Consider the following 18,043-nt stretch of genomic DNA (forward strand, 5'->3'; position numbering starts at 1 on the left):
TGATTTAATTTGTAACTTAATTGTTACAAGTGTAAAGGTGCTTCCTTTAAAAGTAATAATATTACACAAAGCTTATATTAAGTTACATGATTCACACATCTTCAAGATTGATACGCTTGGCCCTTAGTTTTTTAAAGTAGGATGGCGTGAGTCCTGTCTCTTTTTTGAACTGGTTGGACAAATGTGCCACACTGCTGTAATTCAGTTTGTAGGCAATTTCGGTAAGGTTAAGTTCATCATACAAAAGTAGTTCCTTTACCCGTTCTATTTTATGTATAATAATGAAATGCTCAATGGTCATACCGGTTGTTTCTGAAAAGAAATTGGCCAGGTAAGTATAGTCATAATGCAGCTTAGAGCTTATATACTCAGAGTTTTTCAATGTCAGCGCCTCTTCGCGGTAATGCACCATTTCTACTATAATATTCTTTATCTTGGATAGTAATATGGCTTTTTTGTCATCCATCAATACCAATCCAGATTTCAACAGAGCTTCCCTGAGGTGTTCAAATTGTGTCGTATCGATTTCCCCTATTACATCAGCTTCCCCTAATTCAATGGCACCATAGTGTAGGCCAAGCTTGTCCAGCTCAGCCTTTACTACCATTTTGCAACGGGTGCACACCATATATTTGATATATATTTTCAATTTAGGAAAAATCGCATGTTTTCAAAAACACAACAGTTCGAATTTACACCTATATATTGAACCTTTACCCATCTTTCTTTTATCATCATATGGATGGCATTACTATGTCTGGAATAATAGGAATAGATATACTATGCTTCAACTTGCATCAAGTTATAAATAATGTCCAAAGAAAAAAGTGCACAAAAGAGTGGTAAAAATGCAGACGCTTAGTTGTGAGAAATCTCTGGAATACCCTCGTAAACGAATTCATTTCAAATTATATTCCATGAATAAAGGATATTTGTTCTACCAATACTGATTTACGTAGTAATCTTTACCTATGTTTTTTTATTTGCTATACGGGTTTTGCCGGTCAAACAACATTTCATCTAAATCAATATTGCTTTCGACCTTTCGAATCACATCACTGTCAAATATATTGTTCTTATGGAGGTTTAAAAGTAATTCCCGTTGGAACCCAATGATCTCAATATGGGCTTTCTGTATGGCGGGAAGGGGCACCAGGGATTCTGTGCGGTGAATGTCCCCTTCTCTCACGTATTGATTGATTTCTTCCTCGATATGCAAAGCCAGCATTTGGTATTCCTTTTCCAGGATATTCTTAAAGATAACCTGTGAGTCTGAAGTATATTCGTTGCCAATAAAAGCCACCGTCTCTTGGGCTATATGTAATTGTAGGCGGAGCATTTCCAATTCCATTTTACGGATTGGTTTTATGCCCAACATATCCAACAATGGCATAAGTGACATTCCCTGTACGACCAGTGTGGTGAATATCACCACAAAACACAGGAAAATAATCATCGCCCTCTGGGGAAACAAGTGTCCAGTGGCAAGTGTCAAGGGAATTGCCAATGCTGCAGACAGGGATATGATACCCCGGGTGCCCGTCCAGGAGATGACAAATACACTTTTCCATGTTTGACCATCCTCATGCGGTTTAGAAGTCAATTTCATAGTCTTTCTCCATTTTATAAATGGGAACAATCGATATGCATACGCTCCGGCAAATACCCATAATATCCTGGACAGAATGGTCACCATACTGATGATAAGGCCATAAATAGACAATTGTAACCAAGTATAACTGGACAACTGGCTTAAAATATCTGGCAGCTGCATTCCAATGAGGATAAAAACAAACCCGTTCAACAAAAACATCATTGTTTTCCATACCGCCTGCACACTGGACCTGGTTTGATAGGCAAAGATTTCATGGGCATGCCAGGATAGAAAGATACCCGTACTCACAACGGACAAAATACCCGACACGTTTAGCTGCTCCGCAGAAAGATAGGACAGAAAGGGTGTCAGCAAGGTGAGACTGGTTTCTGTCGTTACTTTGTTTTTGACCTTTTTATGGAAAAGATATAGGATATATCCAATAAGAATGCCGACAACGATACCTCCGGCAGCCATCAGCAGAAACTGCATCCCGGCTTTCCAGAAAATAAAATTTCCGGTGGCCACAGCTATAAGGGCGTATTTGTAGGCGATAAGGGCAGAGGCGTCGTTGACCATGCTTTCTCCTTCCAATATGGTAATGATACGCTTGTCCAGCCCTAACCCCTTAATGATTCCCGTAGCCGCTACCGCATCCGGCGGAGAAACTATCGCACCCAATAAAAAGGCCAATGGCCAACTGAACCCTGGAATAAAACAGTGGGCTATCAAAGCTACAAATGACATAGTGCAAAAAACAAGGCTGACAGCCAATGCGGTAATGGGTCGGATGTCTGCCTTGAAGTCGCTCCACGATGTCCTAACAGCGGTGTCATAAAGCAACGGTGGCAAAAAAATAACGAATACAACTTCCGGATCCAATTTCAATGTGGGGAATAAGGGAACAAAACCAATGAAAAGACCTGCCAATACAAAGAAAATGGGTGCCGGCATCCTAACTTTTTTGATAAGGAAGGATGAACACACTAAGACAGAGAATAAAAAGATAACGATACCGAAATTTTGCATTTATAGTTTAATGATTTTAAATGAGATAGGAAATTTTTTTGACAAAATGCATCATTTCCCGCTGTATAGATAGAGCAAACGCTTCTTGTAAAACCCTAGCCTATAGGATGCAAATGGCAGATGATAACTGCTATCCGAGATACACCATATTTATCCTAAACATTCATTTCCTCCGAACTCATATTAGAAATTTGTTATCTCGTATTATTTAACCAATAGTATAAATAAATAAGGTATCCTTTTCCATATGACGGTCTCCGTAGTTTTAAAGGGTTGTTTATGGACGAAAAGTCAAATAATGCATGGCCGAATATGCCACACTCTAAAGATAGGTATATTTAAGGAATGTTGTTGGAATAAAACAAAGTGAACAAGGCCCTTATAGAAAATGGATTATTATAACACGTTTCCTGTTAGGTTCGTGGATGTTTAATAAATAATAGTTCAGTTCTCCTGAAAATACATTACCTTCAAGGAATTAAGGTTCCATCTATACCGACTCATTGCTGCCTAGATTGACTTTATGGTAAGAACTGCAAATCTGTTGCCAGTAAAACGGAAGGGCTAAGTTTACCATAAACACCGAATAGTCCCGCTATTATTATTATAGACCTTTACCATTGAGTATTATTAAGAAAATGTGGCGCAGATTGCGTCTCAGTATTATCTCATCATAAAAATAGTAAATCATGTTTGCAAGGAGCAAAAAAACAAATGATAAAAGTAACAAAGCATGGCATCCTGTTAAAGAAGATAATTCTTGATTTTGAGTCCAAGGGTGTATTGAATCCTGCCGTAATAGAGGATGGCAACATTGTACATTTATTCTATCGTGCAGTCGACAACGACCATGTTTCCCGTATAGGGCATTCCCTTTTGAGTGGCCCGTTAACAGTTACGAGCCGTAATGAAAGACCGGTATTGGTTCCTGAATTTGATTATGAATCCCGTGGCATGGAAGATCCCCGCATTTCGATGGTCGACGGGAAGTATTACCTTAACACTGCTTTTGACGGGGTAAATGCCATGGGCGCCCTGGCAACCTCAACGGACCTGAGCCATTTTGACAAAAAAGGGGTAATCGTTCCCCAGATAGGATTTAGGGAATTTTGCAGGCTAACGGACTTTAGTGACCGTCTTTCCTGTAAATATTCAAGATGGAACAGGCACGGGGAACGTTCAGCGCAAAATAACAAAGACGCTCTTTTGTGGGGTAAGAACCTCGTATTCTTTCCCAGAAAAATCAATGGGAAACTATATTTCCTACACCGCATCAAACCGGAAATCCAGATAGCATCCGTTTCTGAATTGTCCCAACTGAACAACAGTTACTGGACAGATTATTTCTCTGATTTCAGTAAGCATATAGTCCTATCCCCCCGTTTTGCACATGAATCCAGCTATGTGGGAGCCGGATGCCCGCCCATAGAAACGGAACAAGGCTGGATTCTGATATATCATGGAGTGGAGGAAAGGAATGGCAGCTATATCTATTCTGCCTGCGTGGCCATGCTGGATCTTAAAAAACCTGAAATTGAAATGGCCCGCCTGCCCTATCCGCTTTTCAGTCCGGATGTTTCCTGGGAACAACACGGAGAAATCAACAATGTCTGTTTTCCTACGGGTTGCTTACTATCTGAAGATACATTATATATCTATTATGGGGCTGCGGATGAACAGATTGCCTGTGCTTCTGTAACGCTGTCCCTATTAATTTCGGAATTAAACCAATATAAAAATGAAAAATGAAAATCACAACACAGAAAATTTTGGCCAAGAAATTCTTTGCATCTCCACTTTTCCACCAAGGGAGTGCGGCATTGCCACTTATTCGCAAGATTTGATAACCGCCCTGAACAGGCAGTTCAGCCGGTCATTTACCGTAAAGGTATGTGCACTTGAATCCATGGATGAACAGCACCAATATTCTGACAAAGTTCCATATACACTGAATGTGGATGTTCCCGGAAGATTTGATGAATTGGCAGGAGAAATAAAAGAGAACGAAGCAATCCGTATGGTACTCATCCAGCATGAATTTGGCCTGTTCGCAGGAAAGGAACCGGAGCTTCTGGATTTCATGGCAACGCTTATAGTTCCCGTAGTAGTTGTCTTCCACACTATATTGCCAGCTCCGGTGGATAGTGTTCTGGAAAATGTATATGCGATCTCCCTGCTGGCACAGTCCGTTATCGTCATGACAAAGGCCTCTAAAAAGATTCTGGTGGAGGACTATGTCATATCGCCGGAAAAAATTACGGTGATCCCGCATGGTACGCATCTAATCCAGCATACAGACAAGGATTTTCTAAAGAAACAATATGGTCTTGCCGGCAAAACCGTACTATCTACCTTTGGGCTTTTAAGCCCGGGGAAAAGTATTGAAACAACGCTCGATGCTCTTCCCGGTATAGTAAAGCAAAATCCTGACATTGTTTTTCTCGTAATTGGAAAAACGCACCCGACTATCGTAAAACAGTATGGTGAGAAATACCGCGATATGCTGGAAACAAAGGTGACAGAAATGGGGCTTACATCCTATGTAAAGTTTGTAAATACGTTTCTACAGCTACACGAATTGCTGGAATACCTGCAGCTTACCGATATTTACCTTTTTACGTCCAAGGATCCGAATCAGGCCGTCAGCGGTACTTTTTCCTATGCCGTCAGTTGTGGCTGCCCGGTCATTTCCACTCCCATACCGCAGGCCAAAGAAGTCTTGTGGAACAATCCCGAACTCCTTTTTGATTTTGGAAATTCCAGACAACTAAGCAAAGCGGTTAATTTTTTATTGAAAAATGAAGCGCTGCGTGCGAAGATAAGTTCGGAAGCCTTGCACCAGACGGCGTCCACCGCCTGGGAAAATTCGGCCCTAGCCCACGCTTTTCTGTTCTGGCATCTAATGGGTAAGGAAAAAGAAACTTTATCCTTTAATTATCCGGCCGTTAAACTGGATTATTTAGAGAAAATGACCACCGATTTTGGCTTCATCCAGTTTTCCATGTTGAGCCATCCTGATATTAATTCCGGCTATACGCTGGATGACAATGCGCGCGCCATGATAGCGGTATGCCAGCATTATGAGCAAAGCAGGAAAGCTGAAGATATATCACTCATTAGGATATATATGAATTTTATCCATTTTTGCCAACGGGAAGACGGGTCTTTTTTAAATTATGTGGACGAGAAACAGCGATTTACACCTCAAAATGAGGGCTTAAATCTGGAAGATGCGAATGGAAGAGCCGTCTGGGCGCTGGGCTATTTATTGTCCCTTGGAAATATATTGCCCCAGGAAATCATCTTTCTGGCAAATTCGGTGATGAGGTCGGCATTGTCAAGTGTGGAAGACTATCATTCTCCCCGATCATTGGCCTTTATCCTCAAGGGTATATACTATAAACAATTCCTTTTTCCCGAAGTGCAGGATGTGGTTTTGTCAAAAAAACTGTCCGACTGGCTAGTGTTCCTTTTCGAAAAAGAAAAAAAAGCAGACTGGCCCTGGTTTGAGCCTTATCTTACCTATGCCAACGCGGTTATTCCCGAAGCATTGTTAGATGTATGGGAAATAACAGGCATACCGGCCTATAGGAAAATAGCAACAATGTCCTTTGATTTTTTACTTTCAAAGACTTTCGCAGACGGTTCCATCAAGGTAATATCCAACAAGACTTGGTTGCACAGGGACAAAGTGGCATTGCCGCTTACTGCGGGAGGAGAACAGCCTATCGATATTGCGTACACGATCATGGCATTGGACCGCTTTTACGCTGTTTCTCGCCGGCAGGAATACAAAGATAAAATGGGCATAGCGTTCAGTTGGTTCCTGGGGAATAATTTCCTGTACAATATTATATACAATCCCTGTACCGGCGGATGTTATGACGGCCTTGAGGAAGACTGTGTCAACCTGAACCAAGGAGCGGAATCAACCGTGTGTTACCTTATCTCACGACAGACGATGGATGCCAAGTGGCAAACTATATCGCATGTATACCAGGAAGATGTTTCCGGGATAATGTAGTTAACAATCCCTTGCGCTATCAGACTAATGTTATATGTTTAGGCTGTATTCCAAATGAACTCCGTACATTCATTCGATTTGGCAGGGGACGAAAACAAAATCGAAAGAGTTTACCGGCTCTGACGATTTTGCCGGTTGGCATTGGTGCGGCTAATTCCGTAACCGATTGTCACCTTTTATAGTTCCAGCGCATATCCCATTCTTACGATTCCTGCGCCGATGCGGTTTTTTCCGTTTGCCGTCCCTTTCTGAATATTCAGAAAGCCATAATTTCCTCCGCCTTCTATGAAGATTTTAGATCTGCGGATGGTATATGCGAACCCGATATCGCCTTCAATGCCGAAATTAAACTTATGGAGTTGGTTCCTTATGTTTTGGTCGTTTTCTAAAGACTGTTCACCAGCCCCTGATATTTCAGTTATATTTTCCTGTTGTGTCTTGTCGGCATAGATGTTACTTTGTCCGCTTGTAACCTGGTGTGCGGACAACAACAATCCAACAAAAGGCCCGGCTTCCGCATAGAAAGACAAAGGGGAGGATTTAGCCAATGGAAGACGGTACTTTGCCATCTCACTTAGCAGCAAGTAATTCATTTTTGCCTTGCAGTTGTAATCTGCATAGACTAATGACGGAACGGCTCTTTGCTGGCCCGTAAAATAGGGGGCTAAAGCGTCAGGAGTCGGAAGTGCCTGAAAACCATTTTTCTTCCCACCTTCCGTGCAATACTCCAATTGGGTAGAAAACGAGAGCCGGCTGGAATGTTTTACTTCGTAGAAAATGGCAAAATCTGTTCCTGTGGCAGAACTATATCCTGTATTAAGTTCAGTTTGGGCTGAACCTCCTGCGGAAAGATTTGGGATACTCAGACCTCCCTTTATGCCCAGATAACGCTTTCCCTTTTCCTGTGCCAGTGCCATATTTATGCTGCCGCCCAATACGAAAAGAAACAATGTTCCCGCTATGAAATAGTATTTCATGTTGTGTAATGATTTATGTTATATGTTGAAAAAAACTACAGTTCCCCATGTGTACTACATAGAGAGGGAGTGACATGTGACATCATTGCTTATCACTTTAAAAGTGGTTTTTATGCAGGTGTCCTTATTATTGGAGAAATGGAAAAACTATAATGTTTCCACTGTTGGTAAAGTTAAGATTTCTTATTCAGTTTATTTAAAAGTTTTAGTATATATTGGGTCTAATCCCGATTCTGCCTAAGAATAAGTTATCTGACAAATGTGTTTTCAACTAAATACGTCTTTTTATTTGTCGATAAATATCAAAGCGCCTTTGATAATGTAAACGCTATTTATATCTGTTTGGCATTTATTAATAGGAGCATAATTTAGTATGTATAAAGTTTTCTTAATTCAATAGAAATTGCAACATTATTATGAAAAACTATATATACTAATTAGTGCACTCATTAATAAGAATTATATATTGATATAGTTGTAGAATCAATAATTAAAGGCTTATCAAAAAATTATATTTTAATTTATCCTGGGCTGTTGTTCATCTTTGCATAAATCCTTACATCTTTTATTTTAATATCTTTGAGACTAAATATTGTTGAAATAATAATAGGAATTTGATAGAATATAGTTTACCTTACAACAAATCATTATTATTATGTCAAAAGAAAAAAAGTCACAAAAGAGTACTAAAAAAACACCAGAGAAAAATCTGATGGAGAAAAGAGCCGCCAAAAAGTCCAAGAAAGCTGCTAAGAAATTTTTGGAATAATAAAAAGGCCGTATTCACATTATTGCTTTTTTATGCTTCATTCAATTATGGGACGTATATTTTATTGTAATTCTATAATACATCCAAACCCATGAAAATAAGGGCTTATACGTATACTATTTTCTATATCGGCCATTTCATCTTTTTCCTCATCCCATAACGTAAGTTTAAGACAGGCTAGCATTGCTATATAATATAAAGTGGTTGCTTGCACAGAATTCCCACCGTATTTCCAGCCCACTCCCAATTACCGTGATGGCCCACAGTACAAGAATGGCACTTTTATTCTCTAATTGTAATCCAGAAAAGAGTTGAATTGACGACTCGCTCATGCTGCACCGTTTCAGCATAGCTTTACGGCTGATGGTCATGGTTTTAAATGATTCCAATATTAAGTCACATAAATAGGCATAATATTTTTTCTCTATTTCTTTTCGTTGTGCATCCGACTTATCGGGAAATGAATGCAATAGGTTTTCCCTAGTGACTAATTTCCGATACCCGACACCATAATATACGATTAAGAATAAGAGATCTGACAATCTTTAAAGTAGCCAAAAAGGCATACCGGAAAGCGTATAGAAAACAGGCAACAATAATATATCCGTGACCTTAATGGCTGAGTGTTGAGTTGTCATGCACAATTGCAATTTTCCAGAAGGCATCTCCGGGGGAAACTAACAACAAATCATTATTGCCGGTAGCCAGCCAATCTTCTTTCCTCTTTCAAGACATACCAATAATTCTTGGCATTCAAATAGGAATAATCCCGTACATTAATGAAATATCCAATTACGGTGTTACGCTTTTTAAGTGCAAAGCTGAATCTTGTCTGCATGTTTTTTGTTGCTTTCTCAATTATTCCATTAATTTCTTCTTTGGTCATCTTATTGTTTTTACATTCAGTATATTGGCTTTGTACTGACAGGAAAATGAGATTATTTCCTATATTAATTACGATAGTTTAAGCAAAAGACGGTGCATATATAATAGCAAAGCAACCACTACTTTGGGGTTGCCTTACTTTAACGGTAATTGCAATACTTAATCATCAGCGTTTTTTAGGATAGCTTTTATTATCATTATTGAATGGGGAAGGGGTTCGATTAAATCCCCCTTCTCTTGGCTCGCGTTCTTTGGCTTCTGATACATTCATTACCCTATCCTCAAAAGTGGCCCCATTTAATTCCTTGATAGCTTTTTCCGCCTCTTCCTTGTTTGGCATTTCCACGAAAGCGAATCCTCTGCTTTTCTGGGTGAATTTGTCCATAATGACATTAGCGGAAGTAACTTCTCCAAATGCCTTAAATGCCGTACTCAGGTCCTCACTATTGACATCAAAACCTAAGTTTGATACATAAATGTTCATAAAATAAAATAAAAAATGATAAAAAAACAGTGTAAGAAAAATAAATGAAGAAGACTTACTGATTTTTCCGGATGGAAAACTGGAAGGGAATTCGATACTTAAAAAGACTTAAATTCTGTCTATAACTTGATGAAGATACGTATTTAATTTGAAAATGGTTTTTCTCTTTGTTAAACCTGTTATAATATAGCTAGACGATTTTTATTAACTATAAGTAAAAAGGAGTATAAACAAAATTTGTAGTCCACAATAGCATTGCCTAATCTAATTGGACATACCAGGACCCCATACATCAATTCTCATGATTATTCCCTCTTTTCCGGCGTTTTAACATAGAGCAATTCATTCTCATTCACTTCCGTTGCTGTTCATTTATTTTGGGAGCCTATTCTCTTTGAACGACAATAACACATCTGTCGTTTTCTGGATAGCATCTGACTCAAATCCAGCCAGGTAATTCTTGGTTGTTTTCAGGGAACTATGTCCCAGCGCCTCACTGATGAATTCAGTGGAAACACCACTGTTTTTCAGGATGGTGGCAAAGCTATGGCGGGCATAGTAGGTTGTGACAGGCTTGCCAATTCCCAGTTCTCCCGCGATCTTCTTCATGTGCTCATTGACCAGGTGGATCAGCAATTGTATTTTCAGTCTTTGGTCTTCCAATGACATTCCGGGTTCAATACAGGGGAAAATATAGCTTTCAGGTTGTATAGGTTTTTGTCCCCATTTTTTTATGATACGTCTGGCATCCGCTTTCAGTGCTATGGTGATCGGTTCCGGGTGGGAACGTCTTGTTCCCATCGTCTTTGCCCTCTGGTACACGATAAAGTTTCCTTCCACATCCTTGTATTTCAATAGGCACATGTCTTTCATGTTCAGACCGTTGCACAGGTAGATGAATATCCAGTAGTCCCGGCTCATTTCATCCATGCTGCCTTCCTCCGCTTGATAATTGTATATCCTGGCTATTTCTTCTAACGTAAGGGCCTTTTTGATATTACGACCTACCGGAACCACGTATTTTCTTTTACCGAAGGGATAATCTTTCACATCCATGATACCATCCTCTATTCTCATGACCGCCCGCAACGCCCGTACATAAATACTTACCGTGGTAATGGAGTTTCCCTGCGACAGGAACCAGCTTTCATAGTTCTTAAGGAAGTCGACCGTCAGGTGCCTGAATTTCAATCCGGCTTTGAACCTGTGCAGGGAGACGCAGTCACTGTTGTAGGATACCGCAGTACCGATCTGCCCGTTTTTCCTGAGTTCCTTCATGTAATTGTCGAAAGCGGTCTGGACGCTCATGTTGGACACAGCTTTGGGAAAAAAGGCCGCTTCAAATGCCGCAAAGGAAAACACGGGCAGTCCCTCACAACATTTCTGTGCCTGCACGCATATTTCCGAAAGTGTATTGGACAAGGTTTTTAATTTCCCCCTTACGTTTTTGGTTTGCAGCCGTTCCCATTCATCTAAACTTGCATTGTGGCCGGTACTGTAGTATTTTCGTTCCCCTTTGTAGGTGATGCGTAGTTTCAACGGAAAGGATTCGTTTTCTTTTTCCCTTCTCTTGTCCGGCACTATGGAGACCGTGGGAATACTTTGTTTCATGGTTGAAAATTTGATACATGATTTGATACATGTTTTCAGGAAATAATTTTTTCAGAGCAGAAACAAAATAAAATATAAATACGCTGTAACACAATAGGGACAACGGTTTCATGAATCAACTATAAATAAGCCGGACTAAGTAGAAAGATTATTCTTGGGGCTTTGATGCCAAATTGCCTACAAAATTTTCAATATTCCTCCAAATAGTCAGGCTATCTAAGGATTTTTCTATTCCACCCCATGGATCTTCCAATATTGCAATTTTGTCTTCAATTGAGTTTTGAGAAAAGAATAAGCTGATTTCTTGTAAATTTATACCTATTGTATAATTATAACCATCTTCGAATAAATGAAATGCTAACTGTTTTGCCAATACACTCTTTCCGCATAAAGAGGATCCCGTAAGTAACAATATATTGTTTGATTTTATTTGCTGCAACAAAGCCTTTTCTTCTGGCCTTATAACATAATTAGAAGTCAAAGAGGGGGCTGCTGTCTTATTTGAATTAATTGTATTTTGGAGTAACTCTTTTATTTCTATTTGCTCATCTCTGCCTCTTCGAACGAGCTCCAATAATGATAACTGAATTGTATCTGCTCTTGATTGTGCTATTTTGTATTTTTTGTTTAATAAAGAATTTACTTCATTTCTCAACTGCTCCTCTGTGACTTCTTCCCAAATAATAACTTTTTTTAATAAAACAGAAGTATCTTGGCAACTACTAAATAAACTGGCCTGTGAAACACAAAATTGTTTGCGTTTATCACCAAGACGTTTTGACTTCTCAGAATATTCGCTAATCGCAACTTTAAATTTAGAGTTCCACTGTTTATTGAGGTGAATGTTTTTATGGGGCTCTATATCAGCAATAAAATTCTTTAAGAAAACAGTTTCATCATCACAGCGAGACCTACTAATAAATAAAGCAATATCATTTGTCGTTGATATTCTATGCAATAGGTTATTGTCAACTTTTTGTTCTTGGAAATGGGTTAACCAATTGGAAAGCTTGGTGATATCTATCACATTATTTTCCATTTTAGCTTGGATTTCAATGTTGATAGAAGTTGCCCCATGCTCTATTTGTAAATAAGCATCTTCCTTCCCTGTCATTTCAATCCTTAAAGATGTTATTTTTTCTAAACCGACTTTTAAAGCTATATAAATTGTTGCATAGTATTGATATTCATATCCTTTGACTCCAGCAGAAGTAATATTCATTTTTTGGACTATTATTACAATAATACAATCTATTTTACTTTAACGAACTTATAATCTTTGGCGAAATTTAAAAAATATTTTAGCAGAAATCAATCATGAAGAATCTTAATTACGGACTCATATGAGTCCGTAATTGGCAAAAGAATGATAATTATCAGTAGTAATGATAAGATGATCCAGCAGTGTTATATCCATCAGTTTAGCGGCATCTCTCAATCTTTCAGTAATTTTTAGATCGGCAGTACTGGGTGTAAGATTTCCCGAAGGATGATTATGGGCTATCAAAATTTTACATGAATTACATTTTAGTGCAACTGTAAGTAAAATGCGGACATCAACTATAGTCCCGGTAGTTCCACCAGTTGAAGCGTGGTATACGCCCAGTACCCTGTTGGCATTGTTGAGTAGCAGCATTTTGAATGATTCTACGAGTTCCATTTCATCTACATTCCAAACGGTTCTAAAAAGATTGAGTGCATCTTCTGCTTGACATACTTTAGGTCTGAGAGAAGTATTCAGTTTATTACGATAGGACAGTTGTACCTCCTGTAATGCAGACCAATGCGGTTGTTCGTTTTCTTGAGTAGTTGAGTTGTAATTTTTCATGATGTACTGTTTTTGTGTAACAACCCGATAAGACGGTGGAAAAGAAAAACAACAGAACGTGGAATAGCGGAGCGAGGTACGAGTGAGCATATGCCGCGAAATGCTGTTGGCTTTTCTTGTGAGCCGTCTTAGCTTAGTGGAACTAAAAACCGTACGGAAAAACTTTTACTAACTATGACATACTATAATAAACAATGACTATAATTTGTCTTATTAGCAAACTGTACACGTAAATATGGACAAATACTGTTTTCAACAATACAAGATGTATTTTAGGCAATCATCTCTTTTTTTGTTTCTTTTTAGCTTTTCTTTCTTTTGGTTTAGTAATCTTAGTTTCCGGTATCTGATAGGTTTTCATGAATGCTGGATTCACCGTGTAAAGAGAATCCATCCAATGGGTAAAACGCGGCATCATCTTTTGCGTAAAGGAATGTTTGACAGTGAGTTCTCTTGAGGCATAGTAATTGTATAAAGCATACCAACCCAATACAACGGTAGAACCAATGAATAGAAAAAGCACTAAGAGCCATTTCCAATCTTTAAAGGAATGCTCATATTGTATTTTCTGCTTCTCCGGATTTTTCAGTTGTTGCATATTCCGTTCTAAGGAAAGCTTAAGCTGTTCAAACAAACCGGATTTGTCTGAGCCATTATTTTGAAATTGCTTTTTAAATGCCATATCTATAATAGAATGTAGCCGATCCATTTTTTTAGGCAATATCCTGAGACTGTAAGACAAGGAATCGGAGATCTCGTTTTGTTCTTTTGGAACCTCGGCTTTTTCCATTAAGGCTTTTGTTTCCTGTACTTCTTTTACCAAATCTTTTAATACGAGTTCTACTTCGGAAAGATTCATAGTTCAAGGATATTAAAGGTTTTATAGAGATAATTTTCGTCTTCTTTTTTCTTTCAATTTCTTTTGTTCTTCTGTTTCATCCAACTGCATGGCACCAAAATAAACGGCGTCTATATCTGTTCTAAGCGGACTCATTAGTAAATCAATTAAGGAGATGGTAGCGACTTCAACAGTTGACATATTATTTGCTTTAGATAAATAAGGTTCTTCATTATGCATTAATCTTGCTTTGTTACTCAAGGAGGATGTATGAGAGGTGTCATTAGTTTGTCCAGTTGCCAAAGCGATATTTCTCTCCAATTGCTGGAACTGTGAAGTACTCATTGGAACTTTCTGTCGCAGCTTATTAAAAGCAATGATCTTTTCAATTTTAGAAAGACTCAATCCTAAGGAACTTGCTTTAAAATAAATTCCAGAGGACTTTTGTACAATTCCAAGTCCTCTTCCTTTATGCAAACTATAGCCTGCTTTTTGCATGTGTGTGATAAATTCCAACATGGACGTTGCCTTATAAAGCGCGTTTTTCAAATCCATTCTAGCTTGCAACTGCCGAGTATTCCAACTTTCATTTTCTTTATTCGAACTATTTAACTTCTGTTTCCAGGTCTTTGGCGTCTTGACTTGTTTTAGATGAAATAGCATTTCACACTTTCGGGCAATGTTCATTAATCTTTGCTTGGATTGAAAAAGATTCACTACTTGTCTACCGTCAATGGGAGGACGAACAATGACCGCATGATAGTGCTCTTTACTCACCGTACTGCTGTGTTTGCAAAGCAAAAACATGTTCTTATCTAGTTTAAATTCCTGCATAATCATTGCGGCTAATTGTAGTTCTTGCGCTGCATTTAAGGATTCACTTTCACTTAAAGAAAAGATTGCATGAAAAAGAGGCAGGCTACATCTTTGGTTATTTAAGTCTAATGCCATCTGCATTTGTGCCACAATTTGATCGGTATGTTCTCCTACAAGTGCATTTTGAAAAATGATTTGAGCTTTTTCTTCCGGATGTTTTAATCCATTTTCTCTAAGTACATAAGAGACCATATTCGAAACAGAAGACGCTTTTGCGGTAGTTTGTTTAGCGATCATACCAGCATTTTTAAAAGTTGAACCCTAATTAAATACATAGAAAACATCTGCTTATTGCAGTGTGTTTTTTATTTCACCCGCCAGTAAAAGAATTTTTTCACCATAATATTTGAGTTCTTTTTCTGTGATGTGCTGGATTTTTCCCTGATGTAAATGGCGAACCAATTGGTTAAAATTGGAAGCGGTAAGTGTCAACGCCAACACTACCTTGGATACAGAAGCAGGAATGGTTTTACGATACATTTTGATCTCAACTTTTTTAGAAGCTTCAATCAAAAAATGAGAAATGGGTAATTCACATTGCCTAGCCTTCGAGGAAATACTACGATACTCTTCAGGAGTGACGAGTATATTTAAACGACGTGTTTTATTTTTCATATACTTGGTTTTGAAAATGAATAAATGACGAATGCTACGCCATGAGAGAATAGATAATTTGGCCTCGCATGAGTACGGCCAACCTGCTTGCTATAGAAAACCAAGGACTCCTACGATAGGGTTTTGAGATACTGATAATACAGGGTATTTTACAGCCTTTGTTTAGATATAGCTTACAGCTTATCTTTGTTTGCAAGTGAAATCAGTCTGGGCATATCTTCTTCAAAGAATTTTTTTCTGTCGATAAATACACGTCCTCTGGGACAAAATTGTCTGGAATTAATTAGTCCTAATTTACGTTTTTTGATAACGGTCTGCACCGAATAGTGCAGTATATCAGCAATCTGTTTTTGAGAGATAAATTCCTCATTTGTTGTTTCCTTTGTCATAGGGGATATTTTTACTGTAGCGAAGGGATATTCCTTCGTAGTGCAAAGAGAAAAAGAAAACGAACTATATTTTCTGTGTACATCTATGTATATAGATGTAGATGAATACTACTATATGAAAATGGTCTTTACTGAATGGAAAACGAGGTGTAGGAGTTGTAGTTTCCTTTACTATAGTGTAGTCTATTCAACCAAATCTAGCCTTAAGTGATTGAATTTAGCAAATAGGAGATTTTTTTATCTATATCTTTCCAATATCTGTAAAACAAGGGTATATTTTTGAGGGTCTTGCCTGCCTAGAATCTCCAGAAAGCTTTCTTTTTGATCGCGCATCCTATTGGCAATAGAGCGACTATCTGCCTGCTGAGGGAAAAGGAATTGTATGAGATTTTCATAATCCTTTAAAGTTCCTTCCTGTTTGCCTTTACCTTTTAAGTTGATCTCGTAGCAGATTCTTGCCGCTCCTAAAAGTAAATTTATGGAACGGACACCATGGTCAAAATCTCCTGGACGTAGAGTTATAGTTTCTCTACTCGCTGAACTTTGGGTAAAAATACCCTCCACTATTTGGGGCGCAGTAAGTGATTTTTTTTCGTTTTTTAATTGTGGCGCCATACTTAAGTAAGCTTCCCAAATGGACAAAAGATCTTTTTGTTCAGCAGTAGAAGTTACCTTTTGTGGGATGTTTTTACCGGATGAATCAGACTCAACTTGTATATTTTGGGAGGATGAACCTTCTGGTATCTTGCTATTTTCCGATGGTGAAATATTCACATTTGTACTTTGTCCTTCTCGATTAAGCAAAGATTTGGTGCGGTCATTATAGTATTTAGCCGTTTGAATGTCCACAAAAAGATGGGCACAGCAAATAAGATAAGCCTGTAGTTTTCCATAAAATAGGATCCACTCAGAGACTGTTTCCCCGTCATAATGGAATAGTCGTAGGAGTTCATCTCCCATGTCTTTTAAGAAAGATAACTTTCCCTTATTATCTTCTATCCATGTTAGCGCCAAAGTTTCTTCTTCAAAATCACGCACTCCAATATGGTAGCCATTTTGAAAATGGGACATAATTTCTTTGGCTTGTTCTAGGGTGATTTCTACATCCGTTCCATTATCGCGCACAATATGTTGAGGAGTCCTATAAGGAACAACTTTATCAAAAATATCTTGAAAACATCGATCTGTACAAAGAAAATCCATATCATCTATTGCATAACGAACTATGACACTATCGAGATTGGTAGACCAAAACTCAAAAGTATCCTCTGTTGCAAAATTCTCAAAAAGTCTATACTTGCCATAGGACAACAAAGGATGCTTACCAAAATACCGATCCAGATATTGGCGGTAATAACGGTAGTTTAGCTTTTTGAATGGAATGGACATGGTAGGAATAATATAAATACCTTTAAAGATATTACTTTGAATCGAAATGCTATGCTAAAAATGTTCTTATAATTTATAATTTGAAGGAAAGATTTAGACATTGGAATCCAACAAGTTTTGGTCTTATAAATAGAACGTTATGTTACTGAATGATGTTATATCAAACTATATCTTATGAGTAAATGAAGTTGGTTTACAGAGATTTCTTATATTCTAATTCAAAAACTATATCACTGTTTAATAAAAATTAGAAGGTAACCGTATTTGTCTTTTTTTATTAAACATTTTGTAGGCAAAATATAATATCGTAATATTGCGATATTATATTTTAAGATATGGGACTTACTAAATCAGATATATTTTCAGACGAACAAAATAAATTGGCTTCTATGTTTAAAGTTATGGGGCATCCTGCACGGGTAGCGATACTTCAATATATTATCAATCAGAAAGCCTGTATTTGCAATGATTTAGTAGATGAATTGGGGTTGGCACAAGCAACCATTTCACAACACTTAAAGGAGTTAAAAACCATCGGTATCATACAAGGAACGATAGAAGGAAAATCAGTTTGTTATTGCATAGAAGAAAAGAAATGGAAAGAAATACAAGGGCTTTTTAATCAATTCTTTGAGCAGGAAGTAAAAGTAAATCAATGCTGTTAAAAGCATTTTTTTATAACTCATAATATCGTCATATTGCAATGTAACATATCGTAGTAATAGAGTCTTAAAT

The 18,043-nt window shown here is 37.9% G+C and carries 17 protein-coding genes; 4 read left to right on the plus strand and 13 right to left on the minus strand.

The features are described 5' to 3' along the window. Positions 1–91 precede the first annotated feature (91 nt). Both E0W69_RS04895 and E0W69_RS04900 read right to left on the minus strand, forming a co-directional pair. On the minus strand, positions 92–607 hold the full coding sequence (locus E0W69_RS04895) for a helix-turn-helix domain-containing protein (protein ID WP_225321400.1): 516 nt from the start codon (positions 605–607) through the stop codon (positions 92–94). A gap of 372 nt (positions 608–979) precedes the next feature. Further along, complete coding sequence (locus E0W69_RS04900) at positions 980–2,623, minus strand: Na+/H+ antiporter (RefSeq protein WP_131328915.1); 1,644 nt, start codon at positions 2,621–2,623, stop codon at positions 980–982. Positions 2,624–3,316: 693 nt separating this feature from the next. Between E0W69_RS04900 and E0W69_RS04905 the strand changes: the two genes are divergently transcribed. Together E0W69_RS04905 and E0W69_RS04910 are read left to right on the plus strand one after the other, a co-directional pair. Then, on the plus strand, positions 3,317–4,372 hold the full coding sequence (locus tag E0W69_RS04905; RefSeq protein WP_225321401.1) for a glycoside hydrolase family 130 protein: 1,056 nt from the start codon (positions 3,317–3,319) through the stop codon (positions 4,370–4,372). Then, positions 4,362–6,647: a glycosyltransferase gene (locus E0W69_RS04910; protein ID WP_131328916.1), complete on the plus strand. Its 2,286-nt coding sequence runs from the start codon at positions 4,362–4,364 to the stop codon at positions 6,645–6,647. Before E0W69_RS04905 ends, E0W69_RS04910 begins: the two co-directional genes overlap by 11 nt. Positions 6,648–6,823: 176 nt before the next feature. On the opposite strand, the gene E0W69_RS04915 is transcribed toward E0W69_RS04910, so the two are convergent. Next, a complete protein-coding gene (locus E0W69_RS04915; protein ID WP_131328917.1) occupies positions 6,824–7,624 on the minus strand; it encodes an outer membrane beta-barrel protein in 801 nt (266 codons plus the stop codon). A gap of 112 nt (positions 7,625–7,736) precedes the next feature. On the opposite strand from E0W69_RS04915, the gene E0W69_RS20670 reads away from it, so the two are divergent. Next, entirely contained in the window at positions 7,737–7,865 is a 129-nt protein-coding gene (locus tag E0W69_RS20670; protein ID WP_255478220.1) for a hypothetical protein, read from the plus strand. A 1,219-nt stretch (positions 7,866–9,084) separates the two neighbouring features. On the opposite strand, the gene E0W69_RS04920 is transcribed toward E0W69_RS20670, so the two are convergent. The 10 genes from E0W69_RS04920 to E0W69_RS04965 form a co-directional block, all read right to left on the minus strand. Beyond that, a complete protein-coding gene (locus tag E0W69_RS04920) occupies positions 9,085–9,279 on the minus strand; it encodes a hypothetical protein (protein ID WP_131328918.1) in 195 nt (64 codons plus the stop codon). Between the two features lie 165 nt (positions 9,280–9,444). Then, positions 9,445–9,762: an RNA recognition motif domain-containing protein gene (locus E0W69_RS04925; protein ID WP_131328919.1), complete on the minus strand. Its 318-nt coding sequence runs from the start codon at positions 9,760–9,762 to the stop codon at positions 9,445–9,447. Between the two features lie 372 nt (positions 9,763–10,134). After that, positions 10,135–11,373: a site-specific integrase gene (locus E0W69_RS04930; protein ID WP_131328920.1), complete on the minus strand. Its 1,239-nt coding sequence runs from the start codon at positions 11,371–11,373 to the stop codon at positions 10,135–10,137. A 148-nt stretch (positions 11,374–11,521) separates the two neighbouring features. Further along, positions 11,522–12,595, minus strand: a complete 1,074-nt coding sequence (locus tag E0W69_RS04935; RefSeq protein WP_131328921.1) for an nSTAND3 domain-containing NTPase — start codon at positions 12,593–12,595, stop codon at positions 11,522–11,524. Between the two features lie 117 nt (positions 12,596–12,712). Further along, the gene (locus tag E0W69_RS04940; protein WP_131328922.1) at positions 12,713–13,201 is read right to left on the minus strand and encodes a JAB domain-containing protein; all 489 of its coding nucleotides are present in this window, start codon (positions 13,199–13,201) and stop codon (positions 12,713–12,715) included. Positions 13,202–13,481: 280 nt separating this feature from the next. Further along, positions 13,482–14,060 (minus strand): hypothetical protein, encoded by a 579-nt coding sequence (locus tag E0W69_RS04945; protein ID WP_131328923.1) that lies wholly within the window; start codon positions 14,058–14,060, stop codon positions 13,482–13,484. 21 nt (positions 14,061–14,081) lie between these two features. Next, a complete protein-coding gene (locus tag E0W69_RS04950; RefSeq protein ID WP_131328924.1) occupies positions 14,082–15,152 on the minus strand; it encodes a relaxase/mobilization nuclease domain-containing protein in 1,071 nt (356 codons plus the stop codon). A 51-nt stretch (positions 15,153–15,203) separates the two neighbouring features. Beyond that, positions 15,204–15,530, minus strand: a complete 327-nt coding sequence (locus E0W69_RS04955; RefSeq protein ID WP_131328925.1) for a plasmid mobilization protein — start codon at positions 15,528–15,530, stop codon at positions 15,204–15,206. Between the two features lie 173 nt (positions 15,531–15,703). Then, the gene (locus E0W69_RS04960; protein ID WP_131328926.1) at positions 15,704–15,919 is read right to left on the minus strand and encodes a hypothetical protein; all 216 of its coding nucleotides are present in this window, start codon (positions 15,917–15,919) and stop codon (positions 15,704–15,706) included. Between the two features lie 237 nt (positions 15,920–16,156). After that, complete coding sequence (locus tag E0W69_RS04965; RefSeq protein ID WP_131328927.1) at positions 16,157–17,308, minus strand: hypothetical protein; 1,152 nt, start codon at positions 17,306–17,308, stop codon at positions 16,157–16,159. 335 nt (positions 17,309–17,643) lie between these two features. Here E0W69_RS04965 and E0W69_RS04970 point away from each other — a divergent pair, with 335 nt between their 5' ends. Beyond that, on the plus strand, positions 17,644–17,973 hold the full coding sequence (locus E0W69_RS04970; protein WP_131328928.1) for an ArsR/SmtB family transcription factor: 330 nt from the start codon (positions 17,644–17,646) through the stop codon (positions 17,971–17,973). Positions 17,974–18,043 lie beyond the last annotated feature (70 nt).

The sequence above is a fragment of the Rhizosphaericola mali genome (assembly GCF_004337365.2).
Taxonomy (GTDB): domain Bacteria; phylum Bacteroidota; class Bacteroidia; order Chitinophagales; family Chitinophagaceae; genus Rhizosphaericola; species Rhizosphaericola mali.